The 14,745-nt window shown below is 56.4% G+C and carries 15 protein-coding genes; 12 read left to right on the top strand and 3 right to left on the bottom strand.

The features are described from left to right. Positions 1 to 32: 32 nt before the first annotated feature. Entirely contained in the window at positions 33 to 470 is a 438-nt protein-coding gene (locus AC27HQ_RS06040; RefSeq protein ID WP_487155199.1) for a universal stress protein, read from the bottom strand. Between the two features lie 93 nt (positions 471 to 563). Between AC27HQ_RS06040 and AC27HQ_RS06035 the strand changes: the two genes are divergently transcribed. The 7 genes from AC27HQ_RS06035 to AC27HQ_RS06005 all read left to right on the top strand — a co-directional run bounded on the left by AC27HQ_RS06035 (position 564) and on the right by AC27HQ_RS06005 (position 9,037). Beyond that, on the top strand, positions 564 to 992 hold the full coding sequence (locus tag AC27HQ_RS06035) for a hypothetical protein (RefSeq protein ID WP_487155198.1): 429 nt from the start codon (positions 564 to 566) through the stop codon (positions 990 to 992). Between the two features lie 315 nt (positions 993 to 1,307). Further along, positions 1,308 to 3,455 carry a fatty acid oxidation complex subunit alpha FadB gene (gene fadB, locus AC27HQ_RS06030; RefSeq protein WP_487155196.1) on the top strand — a complete coding sequence of 716 codons (2,148 nt, stop codon included), beginning with the start codon at positions 1,308 to 1,310 and terminating at the stop codon, positions 3,453 to 3,455. A gap of 30 nt (positions 3,456 to 3,485) precedes the next feature. Beyond that, a complete protein-coding gene (gene fadA, locus AC27HQ_RS06025) occupies positions 3,486 to 4,661 on the top strand; it encodes an acetyl-CoA C-acyltransferase FadA (protein ID WP_335607892.1) in 1,176 nt (391 codons plus the stop codon). 616 nt (positions 4,662 to 5,277) lie between these two features. Then, on the top strand, positions 5,278 to 5,496 hold the full coding sequence (locus tag AC27HQ_RS06020; RefSeq protein WP_487155195.1) for a DUF1653 domain-containing protein: 219 nt from the start codon (positions 5,278 to 5,280) through the stop codon (positions 5,494 to 5,496). A gap of 101 nt (positions 5,497 to 5,597) precedes the next feature. Further along, positions 5,598 to 8,219 carry a type I DNA topoisomerase gene (topA, locus tag AC27HQ_RS06015; protein WP_487155193.1) on the top strand — a complete coding sequence of 874 codons (2,622 nt, stop codon included), beginning with the start codon at positions 5,598 to 5,600 and terminating at the stop codon, positions 8,217 to 8,219. A 12-nt stretch (positions 8,220 to 8,231) separates the two neighbouring features. Then, positions 8,232 to 8,741 carry a DUF6586 family protein gene (locus tag AC27HQ_RS06010; protein WP_487155192.1) on the top strand — a complete coding sequence of 170 codons (510 nt, stop codon included), beginning with the start codon at positions 8,232 to 8,234 and terminating at the stop codon, positions 8,739 to 8,741. A gap of 62 nt (positions 8,742 to 8,803) precedes the next feature. Next, entirely contained in the window at positions 8,804 to 9,037 is a 234-nt protein-coding gene (locus tag AC27HQ_RS06005; RefSeq protein WP_487155191.1) for a hypothetical protein, read from the top strand. A gap of 97 nt (positions 9,038 to 9,134) precedes the next feature. Here the strand turns inward: AC27HQ_RS06005 and AC27HQ_RS06000 are convergent, their stop codons facing one another. Both AC27HQ_RS06000 and lexA read right to left on the bottom strand, forming a co-directional pair. After that, entirely contained in the window at positions 9,135 to 9,653 is a 519-nt protein-coding gene (locus tag AC27HQ_RS06000; RefSeq protein WP_487155189.1) for a SulA-like leucine-rich domain-containing protein, read from the bottom strand. A gap of 12 nt (positions 9,654 to 9,665) precedes the next feature. Continuing rightward, positions 9,666 to 10,274 (bottom strand): transcriptional repressor LexA, encoded by a 609-nt coding sequence (gene lexA / locus AC27HQ_RS05995; protein WP_487155188.1) that lies wholly within the window; start codon positions 10,272 to 10,274, stop codon positions 9,666 to 9,668. A 270-nt stretch (positions 10,275 to 10,544) separates the two neighbouring features. On the opposite strand from lexA, the gene AC27HQ_RS05990 reads away from it, so the two are divergent. The 5 genes from AC27HQ_RS05990 to AC27HQ_RS05970 all read left to right on the top strand — a co-directional run bounded on the left by AC27HQ_RS05990 (position 10,545) and on the right by AC27HQ_RS05970 (position 14,743). Continuing rightward, positions 10,545 to 11,237, top strand: a complete 693-nt coding sequence (locus tag AC27HQ_RS05990; RefSeq protein WP_487155187.1) for a TetR/AcrR family transcriptional regulator — start codon at positions 10,545 to 10,547, stop codon at positions 11,235 to 11,237. 110 nt (positions 11,238 to 11,347) lie between these two features. Beyond that, positions 11,348 to 11,848, top strand: a complete 501-nt coding sequence (locus AC27HQ_RS05985; protein ID WP_487155186.1) for a L,D-transpeptidase family protein — start codon at positions 11,348 to 11,350, stop codon at positions 11,846 to 11,848. A gap of 51 nt (positions 11,849 to 11,899) precedes the next feature. Further along, a complete protein-coding gene (gene nagZ / locus AC27HQ_RS05980; protein WP_487155329.1) occupies positions 11,900 to 12,886 on the top strand; it encodes a beta-N-acetylhexosaminidase in 987 nt (328 codons plus the stop codon). Further along, positions 12,883 to 14,010, top strand: coding sequence for a mechanosensitive ion channel family protein (locus AC27HQ_RS05975; RefSeq protein ID WP_487155185.1), 1,128 nt, complete (start codon positions 12,883 to 12,885; stop codon positions 14,008 to 14,010). The genes nagZ and AC27HQ_RS05975 overlap by 4 nt, the downstream gene beginning before the upstream one ends. Beyond that, the gene (locus AC27HQ_RS05970; RefSeq protein ID WP_487155184.1) at positions 14,003 to 14,743 is read left to right on the top strand and encodes an S-methyl-5'-thioinosine phosphorylase; all 741 of its coding nucleotides are present in this window, start codon (positions 14,003 to 14,005) and stop codon (positions 14,741 to 14,743) included. The genes AC27HQ_RS05975 and AC27HQ_RS05970 overlap by 8 nt, the downstream gene beginning before the upstream one ends. The last annotated feature ends 2 nt before the right edge of the window (positions 14,744 to 14,745 follow it).

Genomic DNA, 14,745 nt, shown 5'->3' with positions numbered 1-14,745 from the left:
AGCTTGCGGCTTGCCACTGGGAAAGAAAAGTCTCAGCTTTTCTTTCCCAGCCTGACCGCCATAACATCACAGGGCGCGCCGTGCAGGACGTCGTTGGCGGTGGAGCCCAGTAGTAGGGCAAGGCCGTGGCGGCCGTGGCTGCCGACCACGATCAGGTCGCATTCCTGTTCAGTGGAAACGCGATGAATCTCCTGGCGTGGGTGGCCGAAAGCAATCTGCATCTGCTCGGCAGGCAGATTGAACTCCGCCGCAAACTGCTGCATGCGCTCGCGGGCCTGCTCGAACTGTTGCTGTTGCAACATCGACAGATCCATGGGGACATCACCGCCATAGGCCATGGCGAGTGGCTCGACCACGTGCAGCAGGGTCAGTTTGGCGTCCAGTGCCTTGGCTAGCGTTAACGCATGATTGGCTACACCGCGGCATTCGTCGATCAGGTCGACGGCAACCAACACATGAGAATAGAGCATGCAGTTATCTCCTGTTTTTCCGTTCGATAGTAGCAGCCTTTGCCTGTCAGTCCATCCCTTTGCTCGGCCGGGACAGCGAAGAGATCGCTGCGCATGAGCTGGGTCATAGTCGGGGTGGTAGCGGCTATACTGATCTCCAGTCTTTTCAAGTTGCTGCCGCGTGGGCGCATTCTGCATATTCAGCGATTGCGCGAAGCGGCGCGCAAACTGGGCTATCGTGTTGAAAATCCCGATCCACGACGTCCTGATCCAGCTTTGCTGCATTGCGTCGGTTATCGTCAATCGCTTGAGCGTTGTCCGTTGCCAGCCGAATTCAGTTGTCAGCGTGAGGGGCAGGATTGGTTATGGTTATTGGGCAGTGCCGAGGCCAGCGGGGCGCAAGCGGTGCTGGATGCCTTGCCTGATCAGGTTCGGCGGATAGACAGGCAGTCCTTTTCGGTACTTATCTACTGGGTCGAGCCTGACTCATTGGCGGAGCTGCATCAATTGGATGTGGCTTTGGCGCCGTTGCGTACTGCCTGACAAGCGTTCATGAATGGCTGCTCAAATCTGTGATTGACTTTATGTTGGGCTTTTATCTTGTTGTTTTTATTTGTTTATATGGTTTTTATCAGGCAGTGAGTGATGCGTATTGCAGAGATGTCCAATTGACAACAGGACGAATTTACACGAAGGTGTGCTCACCCGAATCAAACAAGCGTATGAATTTTCGGTTCACACCGACAGATTCAGCGCCGGGAACCATCATTGCACTCGTTGGGCAGTTGCCGGGACGTTGAGTCCCTCCTTGCCGTTACGAGTGTTTCTCAAGTGCTTTCATAGCGTGGAGATCAGTTGATGATTTACGAAGGTAAAGCCATCACGGTTCAAGCCCTTGAAGACAGCATCGTCGAGCTCAAGTTCGATCTGCAGGGCGAGTCTGTCAACAAGTTCAATCGTGCCACTCTGGCGGAGCTGCAAGCAGCCGTCGAGGCAATCCAGTCCAACAGCAGCGTCAAGGGCGTTATCGTTTCCAGCGGCAAGGACGTGTTTATCGTCGGTGCCGATATCAACGAATTCGTCAATACCTTCCAACTGCCCGAGGCCGACCTGGTTGCCGGTAACCTGGAAGCCAACAAGATCTTCAACGCCTTTGAAGACCTGAATGTCCCCACAGTCGCTGCCATCAATGGCATGGCACTGGGCGGTGGCTTTGAAATGTGCCTGGCCTGTGACTACCGTGTTATGGCTGCCAGTGCCAAGGTCGGCCTGCCAGAAGTCAAGCTGGGTATCTACCCGGGCTTCGGCGGCACCGTGCGTACCCCGCGTCTGATCGGTGTGGATAATGCCATCGAGTGGATCTGCGGCGGTTCCGAGAACCGTGCCGACAAGGCCTTGAAAATCGGTGCTGTGGACGCGGTTGTTGAAGACGGCAAGCTGCACGCTGCAGCTCTGGATCTGGTCAAGCGTGCCATCAGTGGCGAGCTGGATTACAAGGCCAAGCGTCAGCCCAAGCTGGAAAAGATCAAGCTCAACACCATCGAACAGATGATGGCGTTTGAAACCGCTAAAGGTTTCGTTGCTGGCCAGGCCGGCCCGAACTATCCGGCTCCGGTTGAAGCGATCAAGACTATTCAGAAGGCCGCTGCCCATGGCCGCGAAAAAGCACTGGAAATTGAAGCCGCTGGCTTTGCCAAGCTGGCCAAGACTTCCGTAGCTCAAGCGCTGGTCGGTCTGTTCCTGAACGATCAAGCCCTCAAGACCAAGGCCAAGCAGTACGACAAGCAAGCCGCTGACGTCAAGCTGGCTGCGGTACTGGGTGCAGGCATCATGGGTGGCGGTATCGCTTTCCAGTCTGCTTCCAAGGGCACGCCGATCCTGATGAAGGATATTCGCGAGGAAGGCATCCAGATGGGTCTGGACGAAGCGTCCAAGCTGCTGGGCAGCCGTGTTGCCAAGGGCCGTATGAAGCCTGATCAGATGGCAGCTGCGCTGAACGCCATTCGTCCAACCATGTCTTACGGTGATTTCGGCAACGTCGATATCGTTGTGGAAGCCGTGGTAGAAAACCCCAAGGTCAAGCACGCTGTTCTGGCTGAGGTTGAGGGTCACGTGCGCGAAGACGCAATCATCGCCTCCAACACCTCGACCATTTCCATCAGCTTCCTGGCTCAGGCCCTGAAGCGTCCGGAAAACTTCTGTGGCATGCACTTCTTTAACCCCGTGCACATGATGCCGCTGGTTGAAGTGATCCGCGGTGAGAAGTCCAGTGAAAAAGCGGTTGCTACGACTGTTGCCTATGCCAAGAAAATGGGCAAGACCCCGGTTGTGGTCAACGACTGCCCCGGCTTCCTGGTCAACCGTATCCTGTTCCCGTATTTCGGTGGCTTTGCCCGTCTGATCGGCATGGGTGCTGATTTCCAGCGCGTCGACAAACTGATGGAAAAATTCGGCTGGCCCATGGGCCCTGCCTATCTGATGGACGTGGTCGGCATGGATACTGGTCACCACGGCCGCGATGTGATGGCCGAAGGTTATCCAGACCGCATGGCTGACAAGACCAAGACGGCCGTCGACGTCATGTATGAAGCCAATCGTCTGGGTCAGAAGACCGGCAAGGGCTTCTACGCCTACGAAATGGACAAGAAGGGCAAGCCGAAGAAGATCGTCGATCCAGCAACCTACGATTTGCTCAAGCCGATTGTGCTGGAACAGCGTGAGTTCACCGACGAAGAAATCGTTGAAATCATGATGGTTCCGCTGTGTCTTGAAACTGTTCGCTGCCTCGAAGATGGCATCGTCGAGACCGCTGCAGACGCCGATATGGGTCTGATCTACGGTATCGGCTTCCCGCCCTTCCGTGGTGGTGCGCTGCGTTACATCGACACCCTGGGTGTGGCCGAATTTGTGGCCATGGCGGATAAATATGCCGAGTTTGGCGCCATGTACGCACCGACTGAAAAGTTGCGTGAAATGGCCAAGAACGGCAAAAAATTCTTCGGTTAACCGCGGAACGCACAGAGCGAGAGTGAATTTATGAGCCTGAATCCGAGAGACGTCGTAATTGTCGACTTCGGCCGCACCCCGATGGGCCGTTCCAAGGGCGGCATGTATCGTAACGTTCGTGCCGAGAACCTGTCCGCTGACCTGATTACCGGTCTGCTGGCACGTAACCCGAAAATTGATCCCGCAGAAGTGGAAGACGTGATCTGGGGCTGTGTAAACCAGACCCTGGAGCAGGGCTGGAACGTTGCCCGCATGATCTCTCTGCTGACGCCGATCCCGCACACCAGCTCGGCGCAAACCGTCAGCCGTCTGTGTGGTTCGTCCATGAGCGCGCTGCACACGGCCGCCCAGGCGATCCAGACCGGTAACGGTGATGTGTTTGTGGTCGGTGGTGTCGAGCACATGGGCCACGTGGGCATGATGCATGGCGTGGATCCGAACCCGAGCCTGTCCCTGTACGCTGCCAAGGCGTCCGGCATGATGGGTCTGACCGCTGAAATGCTCGGCAAGATGCACGGTATCAGCCGCGAGCAGCAGGACCAGTTCGCCCTGCGTTCGCACCAGCTGGCACACAAGGCAACCCTCAACGGTGGCTTCAAGGATGAAATCATCCCGATGCACGGCCACGATGCTGACGGTTTCCTGAAAGTCTTCACTGAAGACGAGACCATCCGTCCCGAGACTACCCTGGAAAGCCTGGCGGCCCTCAAGCCGGCATTCAATCCCAAGGGCGGTACCGTGACAGCCGGTTCTTCTTCGCAGATCACTGACGGTGCTTCGTGCATGATCGTGATGTCTGCCGAGCGCGCCAAGGCCCTGGGTCTTGAGCCGATGGCGGTTATCCGTTCCATGGCGGTTGCCGGTGTTGATCCGGCGATCATGGGCTACGGTCCGGTTCCGGCCACTGCCAAGGCGCTCAAGCGCGCTGGCATGACCATGGATAACGTCGATTTTGTCGAGCTGAACGAAGCCTTTGCGGCCCAGGCTCTGCCTGTGCTCAAAGACCTCAAACTGCTGGACAAGATGGAAGCCAAGGTCAACCTGCACGGCGGCGCGATTGCCCTGGGTCACCCCTTCGGTTGCTCCGGCGCGCGCATCTCCGGCACCCTGCTGAACGTGATGAAGCAGAATGGCGGTACTGTTGGTGTCTCGACCATGTGTATCGGTCTGGGGCAGGGCATTACTACCGTATTCGAGCGTGTCTGATACGGGTGTGGTGTGACCAGAAACCGGGGCCTTGTGCCCCGGTTTTTGTTTGTGGTTTGGTTGAGTTCTTAGAGATATCGCTGAAGGGCGATTGTTTGAGATAGGGAGCTGGCGCCGGCGGCCATAGGCCTGTGTTCGGCACGCTGCAAGCCGTCCATGGGGCTCGACGATGGCCATCCCTGGCCATCGACGGCACTCACACAGGCCTATGGCCGCCGGCGCTATTGGCGACGAGCCGTCTGAACGAAAAGCAGAAGTTGTCCGACGCTTCAGCGAGGTTAATGCAGGATTCAAGTTACGTTTGCATGTGTGTTTGAAGTTGCAGGATGCAGAGAGTCGTTGGCGGAGGGTCCCGAGCCCCAGGGATGGCTAGTAGCGTGTCGCGCACAGGGGCTCGGGACTCGCAGCCGACACGGGAGAGGCAGAATCAGCACCTCGGTGCAGGGTTGCTTGGTATCAGTCTCTGGCGTCGGCTGCTGTAGGCCTGTATGCGAAGCCTACGATTTGCACAGATTCAGCAGAATGGATTTCAGCAAAATTAGACGAGTTACTAAAACGATACGCTAACCTGTTGAATACAAAATAACTACGAGTCATATCTGAGAAGGAAAGAGAGATGTCATTACGCCCCGGACTCTACCGCCACTATAAAGGAAAGGATTATCAGGTCCTGGGTGTGGCGACACACTCCGAAACGGAAGAAAGACTGGTGGTGTATCGCACGCTATATGGCGATTTTGACCTCTGGGTAAGGCCGCTGGAGATGTTTGTTGGCACTGTCGAGCTTGACGGCGAGTCAACAGCGCGCTTTACCTTTATCAGCGAAGACGTGTAGGCTCTGGCTCCTTCGTACAGTCAGAACAACGCCACGTTGCTTCTGCACCTACTATTGCCTCTGGCAATTCAGAATTGATAGCGCTAGGAATACAGTTACCCATGGGAAAAGCACTGGTCATCGTTGAGTCTCCAGCTAAAGCCAAGACAATCAACAAGTATCTTGGTAACGATTTCGTTGTGAAATCGAGCATTGGACATATTCGAGATTTGCCCACCAGCGGCAGTGCAAAAACCGAAAGCAAACCCAAGGGTGGTCGCAAGGCTGCTTCGGCGCCGGTAGAAGACAAGCAGGTCAAGGCACGCATGCAACTGGTGCGGCGCATGGGTGTGGATCCGGACAATGGCTGGAAAGCCCAGTACGAAATCCTGCCCGGCAAGGAAAAGGTCATCGACGAGCTGCGCCGGCTGGCCAAGGACGCCGACACCATCTACCTGGCAACGGATTTGGACCGTGAAGGAGAGGCCATTGCCTGGCACTTGCGCGAGTCCATCGGTGGCGATGAGTCACGCTACAAGCGTGTCGTGTTCAACGAGATCACCAAAAAAGCCATTCAGGAGGCGTTCTCCAAGCCCGGTCAGCTGGATCTGAATCGGGTCAACGCTCAGCAGGCACGGCGCTTTCTCGATCGTGTGGTGGGCTATATGGTCTCGCCGCTGCTGTGGCAGAAGATCGCCCGTGGCCTGTCTGCCGGGCGCGTACAGTCGGTGGCGGTAAAACTGATTGTCGACCGTGAGCGTGAGATCCGAGCCTTCATCCCCGAGGAGTTCTGGGAGATTCACGCTCTGTTGAATACACCCCAGAGCCAGTCAGTACGCTTTGAGGTGGTCAAGGAAAAGGGCGAAAGCTTCCGTCCGGTCAACAAGGCGCAGGCTGACCGTGCTATGGGGTTGCTCAAGGGCGCTGATTACAGCGTCTCCAAGCGTGAGGACAAGCCAACCTCGTCCAAGCCCAATGCACCTTTTATCACATCGACATTGCAGCAGGCCGCCAGCACGCGCCTGGGCTTTGGCGTAAAGAAAACCATGATGATGGCCCAGCGGCTGTATGAAGCTGGCTACATCACCTATATGCGTACCGACTCGACCAATCTGTCGGCCGATGCGATTGGTATGGCGCGTGACTATGTTGAAAAGAACTTCGGCGCCAAGTACCTGCCGGAGAAGCCTAACGTTTACAGCAGCAAGGATGGCGCTCAGGAGGCCCACGAAGCCATCAGGCCATCTGACGTAAAACTCAAGACCGGTGACCTCAAGGGTATGGAAAAAGACGCTGAGCGGCTCTATGAGCTGATCTGGCGTCAGTTCTTGGCCTGTCAGATGACCCCGGCTCAGTATCTGTCTACCTCAATCACTGCCACCGCAGGTGATTTCGAGTTGCGCGCCAAGGGCCGTATCCTCAAGTTTGACGGTTATACTCGGGTCATGCCGCAGCAGGGCAAAGGTGCTGAAGACGAGGTGTTGCCTGACGTCAAGGTCAATGCTGCGTTGGCTCTGCAGCAGTTGGACCCCAAGCAGCACTTTACCAAGCCGCCAGCGCGCTATTCTGAGGCCAGCTTGGTCAAGGAGCTGGAGAAGCGCGGTATTGGCCGCCCCTCGACCTATGCCTCGATCATTTCGACCATTCAGGACCGCGGTTATGTATCGCAGACCAACCGGCGTTTCTACGCTGAGAAAATGGGCGATATCGTCACTGAACGCTTGGCTGAAAGCTTCCCTAATCTGATGGATTACAGCTTTACCGCGACCATGGAAGAGTCGTTGGATGAAGTGGCCCAGGGCGGACTGCCGTGGAAGCGCGTATTGGACGATTTCTATAGCGATTTCAAACTCAAGCTCAGCGTTGCCGAGACGGCCGATCAGGGCAAGGGCATGCGTGCCAATGAGCCGACCCTGACGGATATTCCCTGCAAGGAGTGCGGTCGCCCCATGATGATTCGAACCGCCTCTACAGGTGTGTTCCTGGGTTGTTCAGGTTATGCCTTGCCACCCAAGGAGCGTTGCAAGTCGACGGTCAATCTGGTGCCCGGCAACGAAGTGGCTGCCGATGACGATGAAGGCGAATCCCGGGTGCTGCGTAACAAGCATCGCTGCGCCCTGTGTGGCACCGCAATGGACAGCTATCTGGTGGATGAAAAACGCAAGTTGCACGTTTGCGGTAATAATCCTGATTGTGTTGGCTTCGAGATTGAGCAGGGCCAGTTCAAGATCAAAGGTTATGACGGTCCGTTGCTCGATTGTGACAAGTGTGGCAGCGAGATGCAGTTGAAGACCGGTCGCTTTGGCAAGTATTTCGGCTGTACCAACAGCGAGTGCAAGAATACCCGCAAGCTGCTGAAAAGCGGTGAAGCCGCTCCGCCGAAGATGGACCCGGTGAAGATGCCTGAACTGCGCTGCGACAAGGTCGATGATGTGTTTGTTTTGCGCGATGGTGCATCCGGCATGTTCCTGGCCGCCAGTCAGTTTCCGAAAAATCGTGAAACCAGGGCGCCTCTGGTTAAAGAGCTGATTCCGCATCGCAGCGAGATTGATGCCAAGTACCACTTTCTCCTGGATGCGCCTGTAGCCGATCCCGATGGCAACCCGTCGGTAATTCGTTACAGCCGCAAGACAAAGGAGCAATATGTACAGAGTGAAATAGATGGCAAGCCGAGTGGATGGCGGGCCTTTTATGATGGCAAGCGCTGGACCGTGGATGATGGTCGGGCCAAGGCCAAAGGTTGAGGGTGATTACCCATGGCTAACGAAGTCTATACCCGTACCAATCAGGCAATGTACTTTGCCCGTCTTGCAACCGATGCCTGGGCGGATGTGTTGGCGGCCGATACGCTGACCAGTGTTACTCTGGCGCGCTATCACCGTGAGCACGCACTGTTCCATTTGAATCGGGCGCTGGTGTCGTTGGTGCATGAGGTGGCGGACCGTTATCGCTGGCCTTTGCTTGAGGTTCGCTCGCTGGATCAGGCATTGAATCGGGCCACGGTAGAGCGTTTTCCCGGACCTGAGTTGGCTGAATTGAACGAATTGGCCGAACAACAGGATAGCTGGCTGGGGAGACTCTTGACGGGATGGCAGCAGTTGCAGGCACCGCCCAAGGCGGAGGAAAGTCGTCCGCCAGAAGACAACATGATTGCCTCCAGTGCTCAGCGCCAGGAGCGCCAGTGGGGGCTGGAAGACGCTCGGGAGGCGCAGGCGGCCTTGGCTGAGCGTATCGCCTGCTACCGTGAAGGCATGCTCGAGTGGTAGTCACAATGCGGTGGATGGCGTGTCTGTGTTAGACTGCGCGGCCACGTAAAAGGAGGCCTGAAATGCCATCACCCTTTCTCGAGATTGTTGAACTGGCCAACGGCAAGGTGGCATTGCGTCGCTCCGACGAGGATGCCGAGCCCTTGGTGGTTATCGAGTTCTCGCAGGATGCTCAGGACTATCTGCAGGGGCACTATATTGAAGTAGCCAAGGCCATGATCAGTGCCGGTATGCAGATAGCAGGGCAAGTCATGGAAGAGGGCAGTCCCGAAAGTGAAGATCGGGTTTTGCACTAAAAGGACGGTGGCCAATCCTGCTCAGGCTAGCCACCGCAACCTATCCACTGCCAGCTGACTATTTTCTTCTCCCTTTCTGCCGTCCGGGAGTGGCCTCTCAGGCCGCTACAGCACTGTCCAATCGAATGTTCAGACTGCGGCAACGGCCGTCCCGTGCAGCTTGCGTCAGCAGTGCGCGCCTGAGCGTACCTGCGTCGGTATCCAGCCAGCTGACCACGGTATGGCTGCAGCCTAGGCGCAACAGATCACAACAGAGTTCGAGTGAGTTCATGCCGGACTTGCTGCGCACGATCAGAATACGCTGAGGATCCAGGCCAGCGCTGCGCAGCCAGGCGTGGCTGACGCTATGTGGCGGGTCGAGCAGGGTCAGCCAGCTGTCTGCCACTGACAGACTCAATTCGCGCAGGACCGGTGCCAGCCATTGCAGGCACTGGCGCGGGGCACCATTAAGGCACATTTCGCTGAAGCCGCTGTCGACATCCGGATCCGGAGTTGTGACAACAGGTGGCAGCACCTTTTTTGCGGGTCTAACATAGTGGGTAGCCATCATGGCCTGATGGAAAAGGTCTTCCTGTGTTACTTGGGCAATGCTGGGATGGTGACGGGAATACAACATGATTTATCTCCCTTAGCGGCGAATAACGCCGACACTCAAGCCTTCAATTGTTAATTCCTGTTCTGCCAGGTCTACTTCAATAGGAGCAAACTCAGGATTCTCTGCCAGTAGCAGAACCTTTCGGCCCTGCTTCTGGAACCGTTTGACGGTCACTTCATCACCGATGCGCGCCACAACCACCTGGCCATTACGGGCGATATCGGTGCGGTGTACGGCGAGCAGATCACCATCCATGATGCCAATATCCTTCATGCTCATGCCTTGCACGCGCAGTAAATAGTCAGCCCGTGGACTGAAGAAGGCAGGATCGATCTGGCAGTGGTCTTCAATATTTTCCAATGCCAGTACCGGTGCCCCGGCTGCTACGCGGCCCACGACGGGCAGGCGGTCTTCGCTGCTGTCTTCTTCCTGTTCCGGCAGGCGTATGCCGCGCGAAGCGCCCGGAATCATTTCAATCGCGCCCTTGCGGGCCAGGGCGCGTAGGTGGTCTTCGGCAGCATTGGGCGACTTGAAGCCCAGTACCTTGGCAATATCTACCCGAGTAGGCGGATAACCGTTGGCATCCATGTATTCCTTGATGAAGGCCAAAATCTGTTGCTGCCGTGCGGTCAGTTTCTGCATTGCGTCCACCTGTTTGTATATACAGTAGCTGTGATTATATACAGTTGTTTGTGAAGAGCAAGCAGCGGCGCTTTAGCCATGACGTTCCGTGTCTCAGGTATCGATTAAGGCGCACAGTGTGCAGCAGTTTATTCTGCGCATCCCTTGCTTCAGGTTTTAATATGTTTTACAAGTTGAGCGCGACAGTCCGTCGCGGGTCCCCCGTAATGCTTGACATCAACTGTGTTTGAAACGTATGTTTCAAACAATCGTTTATTTACGGATACCGACATGGCCCATTCTGATACCGTTGAGCGCATCCTTGATGCAGCTGAGCAACTTTTTGCCGAAAAAGGCTTTGCCGAAACCTCCCTGCGGCTGATTACCAGCAAAGCCGGGGTTAACCTGGCTGCGGTCAATTACCATTTCGGTTCCAAGAAAGCGCTCATTCAGGCGGTTTTTGTGCGATTTCTTAACCCCTTTGTCAGTAGCTTGGATCAGGAGCTGGATCGGCAGGGGTTATCCGTGGGCAAGCCGGGTCCTAGCCTCGAACAATTACTTGAAATGCTGGTCAGGCAGGCGCTGACGGTGAAGCCACGCAGCGGCAATGACCTTTCAACTTTCATGCGCCTTTTGGGTCTGGCGTTCAGTCAAAGTCAGGGGCATCTGCGCAAGTATCTGGGAGAGGTATACGGCAAGGTTTTCCATCGGTACATGCAGCTGGTCTTTGCCGCTGCCCCGCAATTGCCTCCGCGTGAACTGTTCTGGCGTGTTCACTTCATGCTGGGCAGTGCAGCCTTTACCATGTCGAGCATGAAGGCCTTGCGGGCTATTGCCGAGGCTGAATTTGATACCCATACCGGGATTGATGAAGTCCTCGCTTTGATGGTGCCTTTTCTAGCCGCTGGCATGCGAGCTGAGGGTGCGATGGCGGTACCCAAGGCTCAGTCACCCGATAGCCGGGTGGTAGCTGAACCGGTCTGATAGCGGTCGCTTGCAGCTTGATTGCCGACTAATCCTGCTCGACTGAGCCGCTCCCTGTTCCCCGATCAGGGCTGATCCGTTATGGTGTGCACTTTGCACCGGAGATGCCCATGGCGCTGGATAACATCCGCGTTTCCCTTGCTTCTCAGCAGTTGGCCGGTTACCGGCAGAACCAGTTGGTGTGCCTGTACCCGATATCGACCGCCTTGAAAGGGCCAGGAGAACGCGAGGGGTCGGGTTGCACGCCACGGGGGCGGCATCGTGTTCGTGCGCGGATTGGCGCCGAGCAACCCCGTGCTGCAGTCTTTGTTGGGCGACGACCTACCGGTGAGATATGGAGCCCTGAGCTGGCTAGTCAGTATCCTCAGCGTGACTGGATTCTGAGTCGCATACTCTGGTTGTGCGGGGAGCAGCCTGGTTTTAATCGAGGCGCTGACTGCGATTCGCAGCGGCGTTTCATCTATATTCACGGTACGCCTGACGATCAACCCATGGGCATTCCCCTGTCTCATGGGTGCATTCGCATGCGCAATGAGGATGTGCTTGAACTCTTTGCCATGACGCCGGTCGGTTGTGCGGTTGAGATCGAAGAGGGGTCGCTGGATGCGTAACCCCGTTTACATGAACCTGTTGGAGTACTTCAGTTGAAACACGGCTCCCTGATGCTGGATGTTGCCGGTACCTGGCTTGACCCCTCTGATCGTCACCTGCTGCGTCAACCTGAAGTCGGTGGGTTGATTCTGTTTTCGCGCAATACCGAGTCGCCTGCCCAGGTGAGAGAGTTGGTACGTTCGATTCGTGCGCTGCGTCCTGACATGCTGATTGCCATAGATCAGGAGGGGGGGCGTGTGCAGCGTTTGCGCCGTGATGTGTTGCGTTTGCCACCCCTGGGCGACATTGGTGCCCTGGTGGAAGGGCAGGCCGAGCAGGTGGCGCACCAGGCGGCCTGGCTGATGGCGACCGAAATCCTAGCCTGCGGCATTGATATCAGTTTTGCCCCGGTGCTGGATCTGGATTATGGCCGTAGCCAGGTGATTGGTGATCGATCCCTGGGTCAGCAGGGGCAACGCGTTGCCGAGCTTGGCAACGCGTATATAGCCGGATTGCATGCCGCCGGTATGGCGGCAACCGGCAAGCACTTCCCTGGGCATGGTTGGGCTGAAGCCGACTCCCACTTTGCCTTGCCGGTGGATGAGCGTGCCGAGGCCGAAATCCGTGCCAGCGATCTGATTCCCTTTGTTGCATTGGCTCGCCAGCTCGATGGGATCATGCCGGCCCACGTCGTCTATCCGGCTGTAGACAGTCTGCCAGCAGGCTTTTCAACCCGCTGGTTGCAAAGCATTCTGCGCACCGAGTTGGGTTTCAAGGGCGTCATTTTCAGTGATGACCTGAGCATGGCGGGTGCGCATGTGGTCGGCGGCATGGTTGAGCGCGTTGATGCGGCTCTGGCAGCGGGTGGTGACATGCTGCTGGTGTGCAACGATCGCGCGGCTGCGGAACAGGCGCTGGTGCATGCGCAACGTCTGCAATTGCACGCACCAGTGCATTTGCCGGTGATGCGTGCTCGGCGCCAGGTGGGTATTGATTACAAATCCGATCCTAATTGGAGGTCGGCTGTTGTTGCTTTGAAAGAGGTGGGTTTGCTGTGACCGGTGTACTGAATGATGTGATCGATGCTTTGCCACTTGATGCCTTGCCGTCGGGTGTTGATGTCTGGGTTTACAAGGTGTTTGCCATTGTCTTTGCTGCTTTGGTACTGGCCTATATAGGCAAGCTGGTACTGGATCGTATCGAAGCCAAGGCAAGAAAAACCCGGAGTGTCTGGGATGATGCGCTGGTGATTGCGGCCCGACGCCCGCTCTGGGTGATGATCTGGAGCATGGGCTTGTTATGGGCAGGGCAGATTACCGCTGAGCAAATGGATGAGGGTGTGGCATCGGCGCTGGACAGTTTTCAGCACGTACTCTTGATTGTGTTGTTGACTTGGTTTCTGTTGCGACTCGTGATCCAGGTCGAGCAGCGCCTGGTTGATCCGGCCTACCGTGAAAAGCCCATCGATAAGACCACGGTAAGTGCGATTGGCAAATTGCTTCGCATGTCCGTATTGATTACCGCCGCATTGGTCATTCTGCAATCTCTGGGTTACAGCGTGTCAGGTGTTCTGGCATTTGGCGGCATTGGCGGTATTGCCGTCGGTTTTGCTGCCAAGGATTTGCTGGCAAATTTCTTTGGCGGATTGATGATTTATCTGGATCGCCCTTTTTCAGTGGGTGAGTGGATTCGTTCGCCGGACAAGGAGATAGAAGGCACGGTGGAGCACATTGGCTGGCGTTTGACTTGTATCAGAACCTTTGACAAGCGGCCGATCTACGTACCCAATGCGATTTTTACCAACGTGGTGCTACAGAACCCTTCGCGCATGAGCCATCGTCGTATCTTTGAGCATATTGGTATTCGTTACGACGACATCAAACGTATGGAGCCTATCGTCAAGGCCGTGCGTGAGATGCTCAAGGCGCACCCGGATATTGCTCAGGATCAAACCCAGATGGTCTATTTCGATCGTTGTGCACCCTCGTCCGTGGACTTTTTCATTTACTGCTTCACTACGCCGGTCTGGGCCGAGTTTCACCGGGTCAAGGAAGATGTGTTGTTGAGGATCATGGATATCATCGCCGCCCATGAGGCCGAGGTGGCCTTCCCGACCTCAACCCTGCATATGCCTGACGGTATGACGTTACGCCAGCCAGCTGAGGTGGCGTCCCATGACTAGACTGGCGATTATCGGTGGCACCGGCTTAAGCCAGTTGCCCAGCCTTACCCATATTGGGCAGGCCAGCGCCAGTACGCCCTTTGGCGATGCTTCCGGCGCGGTGGTTAGAGGTCAATTGGGCGATCGTGAGTTGCTGTTCATGGCCCGTCATGGTCATCCGCACCGCATTCCACCGCATCGGGTCAACTACCGGGCTAACCTGTGGGCGCTGAAGCAGGCAGGTGCCGAAGCCGTGTTGGCGGTCAATGCCGTTGGTGGCATCAATCCGGCGATGGGCGTTGGGCATTTTTGCGTGCCGCACCAGTTGATTGATTACACCTGGGGGCGCAGCTCAACCTTCTTTGAGGATGATCTGCAAGCGGTTACGCATATCGACTTCACCCACCCTTACGATGCGTCGTTGCGTCAGCGTTTGCTGATGGTATTGGCGCGGCTGGGTGTGGAGCATAGTGACCAGGGCGTGTATGCCGCAACCCAGGGGCCACGCCTTGAGACGGCCGCAGAAATTGTCCGGCTTGAGCGCGATGGCTGCGATATTGTCGGTATGACCGGCATGCCTGAGGCCGCCCTGGCTCGTGAACTTGAACTGCCCTATGTGTGCCTGGCTCTGGTGGTTAACCCCGCCGCAGGCAAGGCTCAGGGCGTCATCAGCATGGCCGAGATCGAGGCGGTGATGCATCGGGGCATGGATGTGGCAGGGGCAGTTCTTGCTGCCTTTGCTGCCGACGCCTGAAC

This window comes from Halopseudomonas sp. 4NH20-0008, from assembly GCF_057548395.1.
Note: the sequence above shows the minus strand (reverse complement) of the source record. Positions and strands in the feature narration are given on the sequence as shown.

What these genes read in the sequence shown, in the direction of transcription:
- AC27HQ_RS06035 (WP_487155198.1), top strand. Translation starts at nt 564, where the DNA reads ATGAGCTGGGTCATAGTCGGGGTGGTAGCGGCTATACTGATCTCCAGT.
- AC27HQ_RS05985 (WP_487155186.1), top strand. Translation starts at nt 11,348, where the DNA reads ATGGCGCTGGATAACATCCGCGTTTCCCTTGCTTCTCAGCAGTTGGCC.
- nagZ (WP_487155329.1), top strand. Translation starts at nt 11,900, where the DNA reads ATGCTGGATGTTGCCGGTACCTGGCTTGACCCCTCTGATCGTCACCTG.
- AC27HQ_RS06000 (WP_487155189.1), bottom strand. Translation starts at nt 9,653, where the DNA reads ATGTTGTATTCCCGTCACCATCCCAGCATTGCCCAAGTAACACAGGAA.
- fadB (WP_487155196.1), top strand. Translation starts at nt 1,308, where the DNA reads ATGATTTACGAAGGTAAAGCCATCACGGTTCAAGCCCTTGAAGACAGC.
- AC27HQ_RS05990 (WP_487155187.1), top strand. Translation starts at nt 10,545, where the DNA reads ATGGCCCATTCTGATACCGTTGAGCGCATCCTTGATGCAGCTGAGCAA.
- AC27HQ_RS06005 (WP_487155191.1), top strand. Translation starts at nt 8,804, where the DNA reads ATGCCATCACCCTTTCTCGAGATTGTTGAACTGGCCAACGGCAAGGTG.
- lexA (WP_487155188.1), bottom strand. Translation starts at nt 10,274, where the DNA reads ATGCAGAAACTGACCGCACGGCAGCAACAGATTTTGGCCTTCATCAAG.
- topA (WP_487155193.1), top strand. Translation starts at nt 5,598, where the DNA reads ATGGGAAAAGCACTGGTCATCGTTGAGTCTCCAGCTAAAGCCAAGACA.
- AC27HQ_RS06040 (WP_487155199.1), bottom strand. Translation starts at nt 470, where the DNA reads ATGCTCTATTCTCATGTGTTGGTTGCCGTCGACCTGATCGACGAATGC.
- AC27HQ_RS06010 (WP_487155192.1), top strand. Translation starts at nt 8,232, where the DNA reads ATGGCTAACGAAGTCTATACCCGTACCAATCAGGCAATGTACTTTGCC.
- AC27HQ_RS06020 (WP_487155195.1), top strand. Translation starts at nt 5,278, where the DNA reads ATGTCATTACGCCCCGGACTCTACCGCCACTATAAAGGAAAGGATTAT.
- AC27HQ_RS05970 (WP_487155184.1), top strand. Translation starts at nt 14,003, where the DNA reads ATGACTAGACTGGCGATTATCGGTGGCACCGGCTTAAGCCAGTTGCCC.
- fadA (WP_335607892.1), top strand. Translation starts at nt 3,486, where the DNA reads ATGAGCCTGAATCCGAGAGACGTCGTAATTGTCGACTTCGGCCGCACC.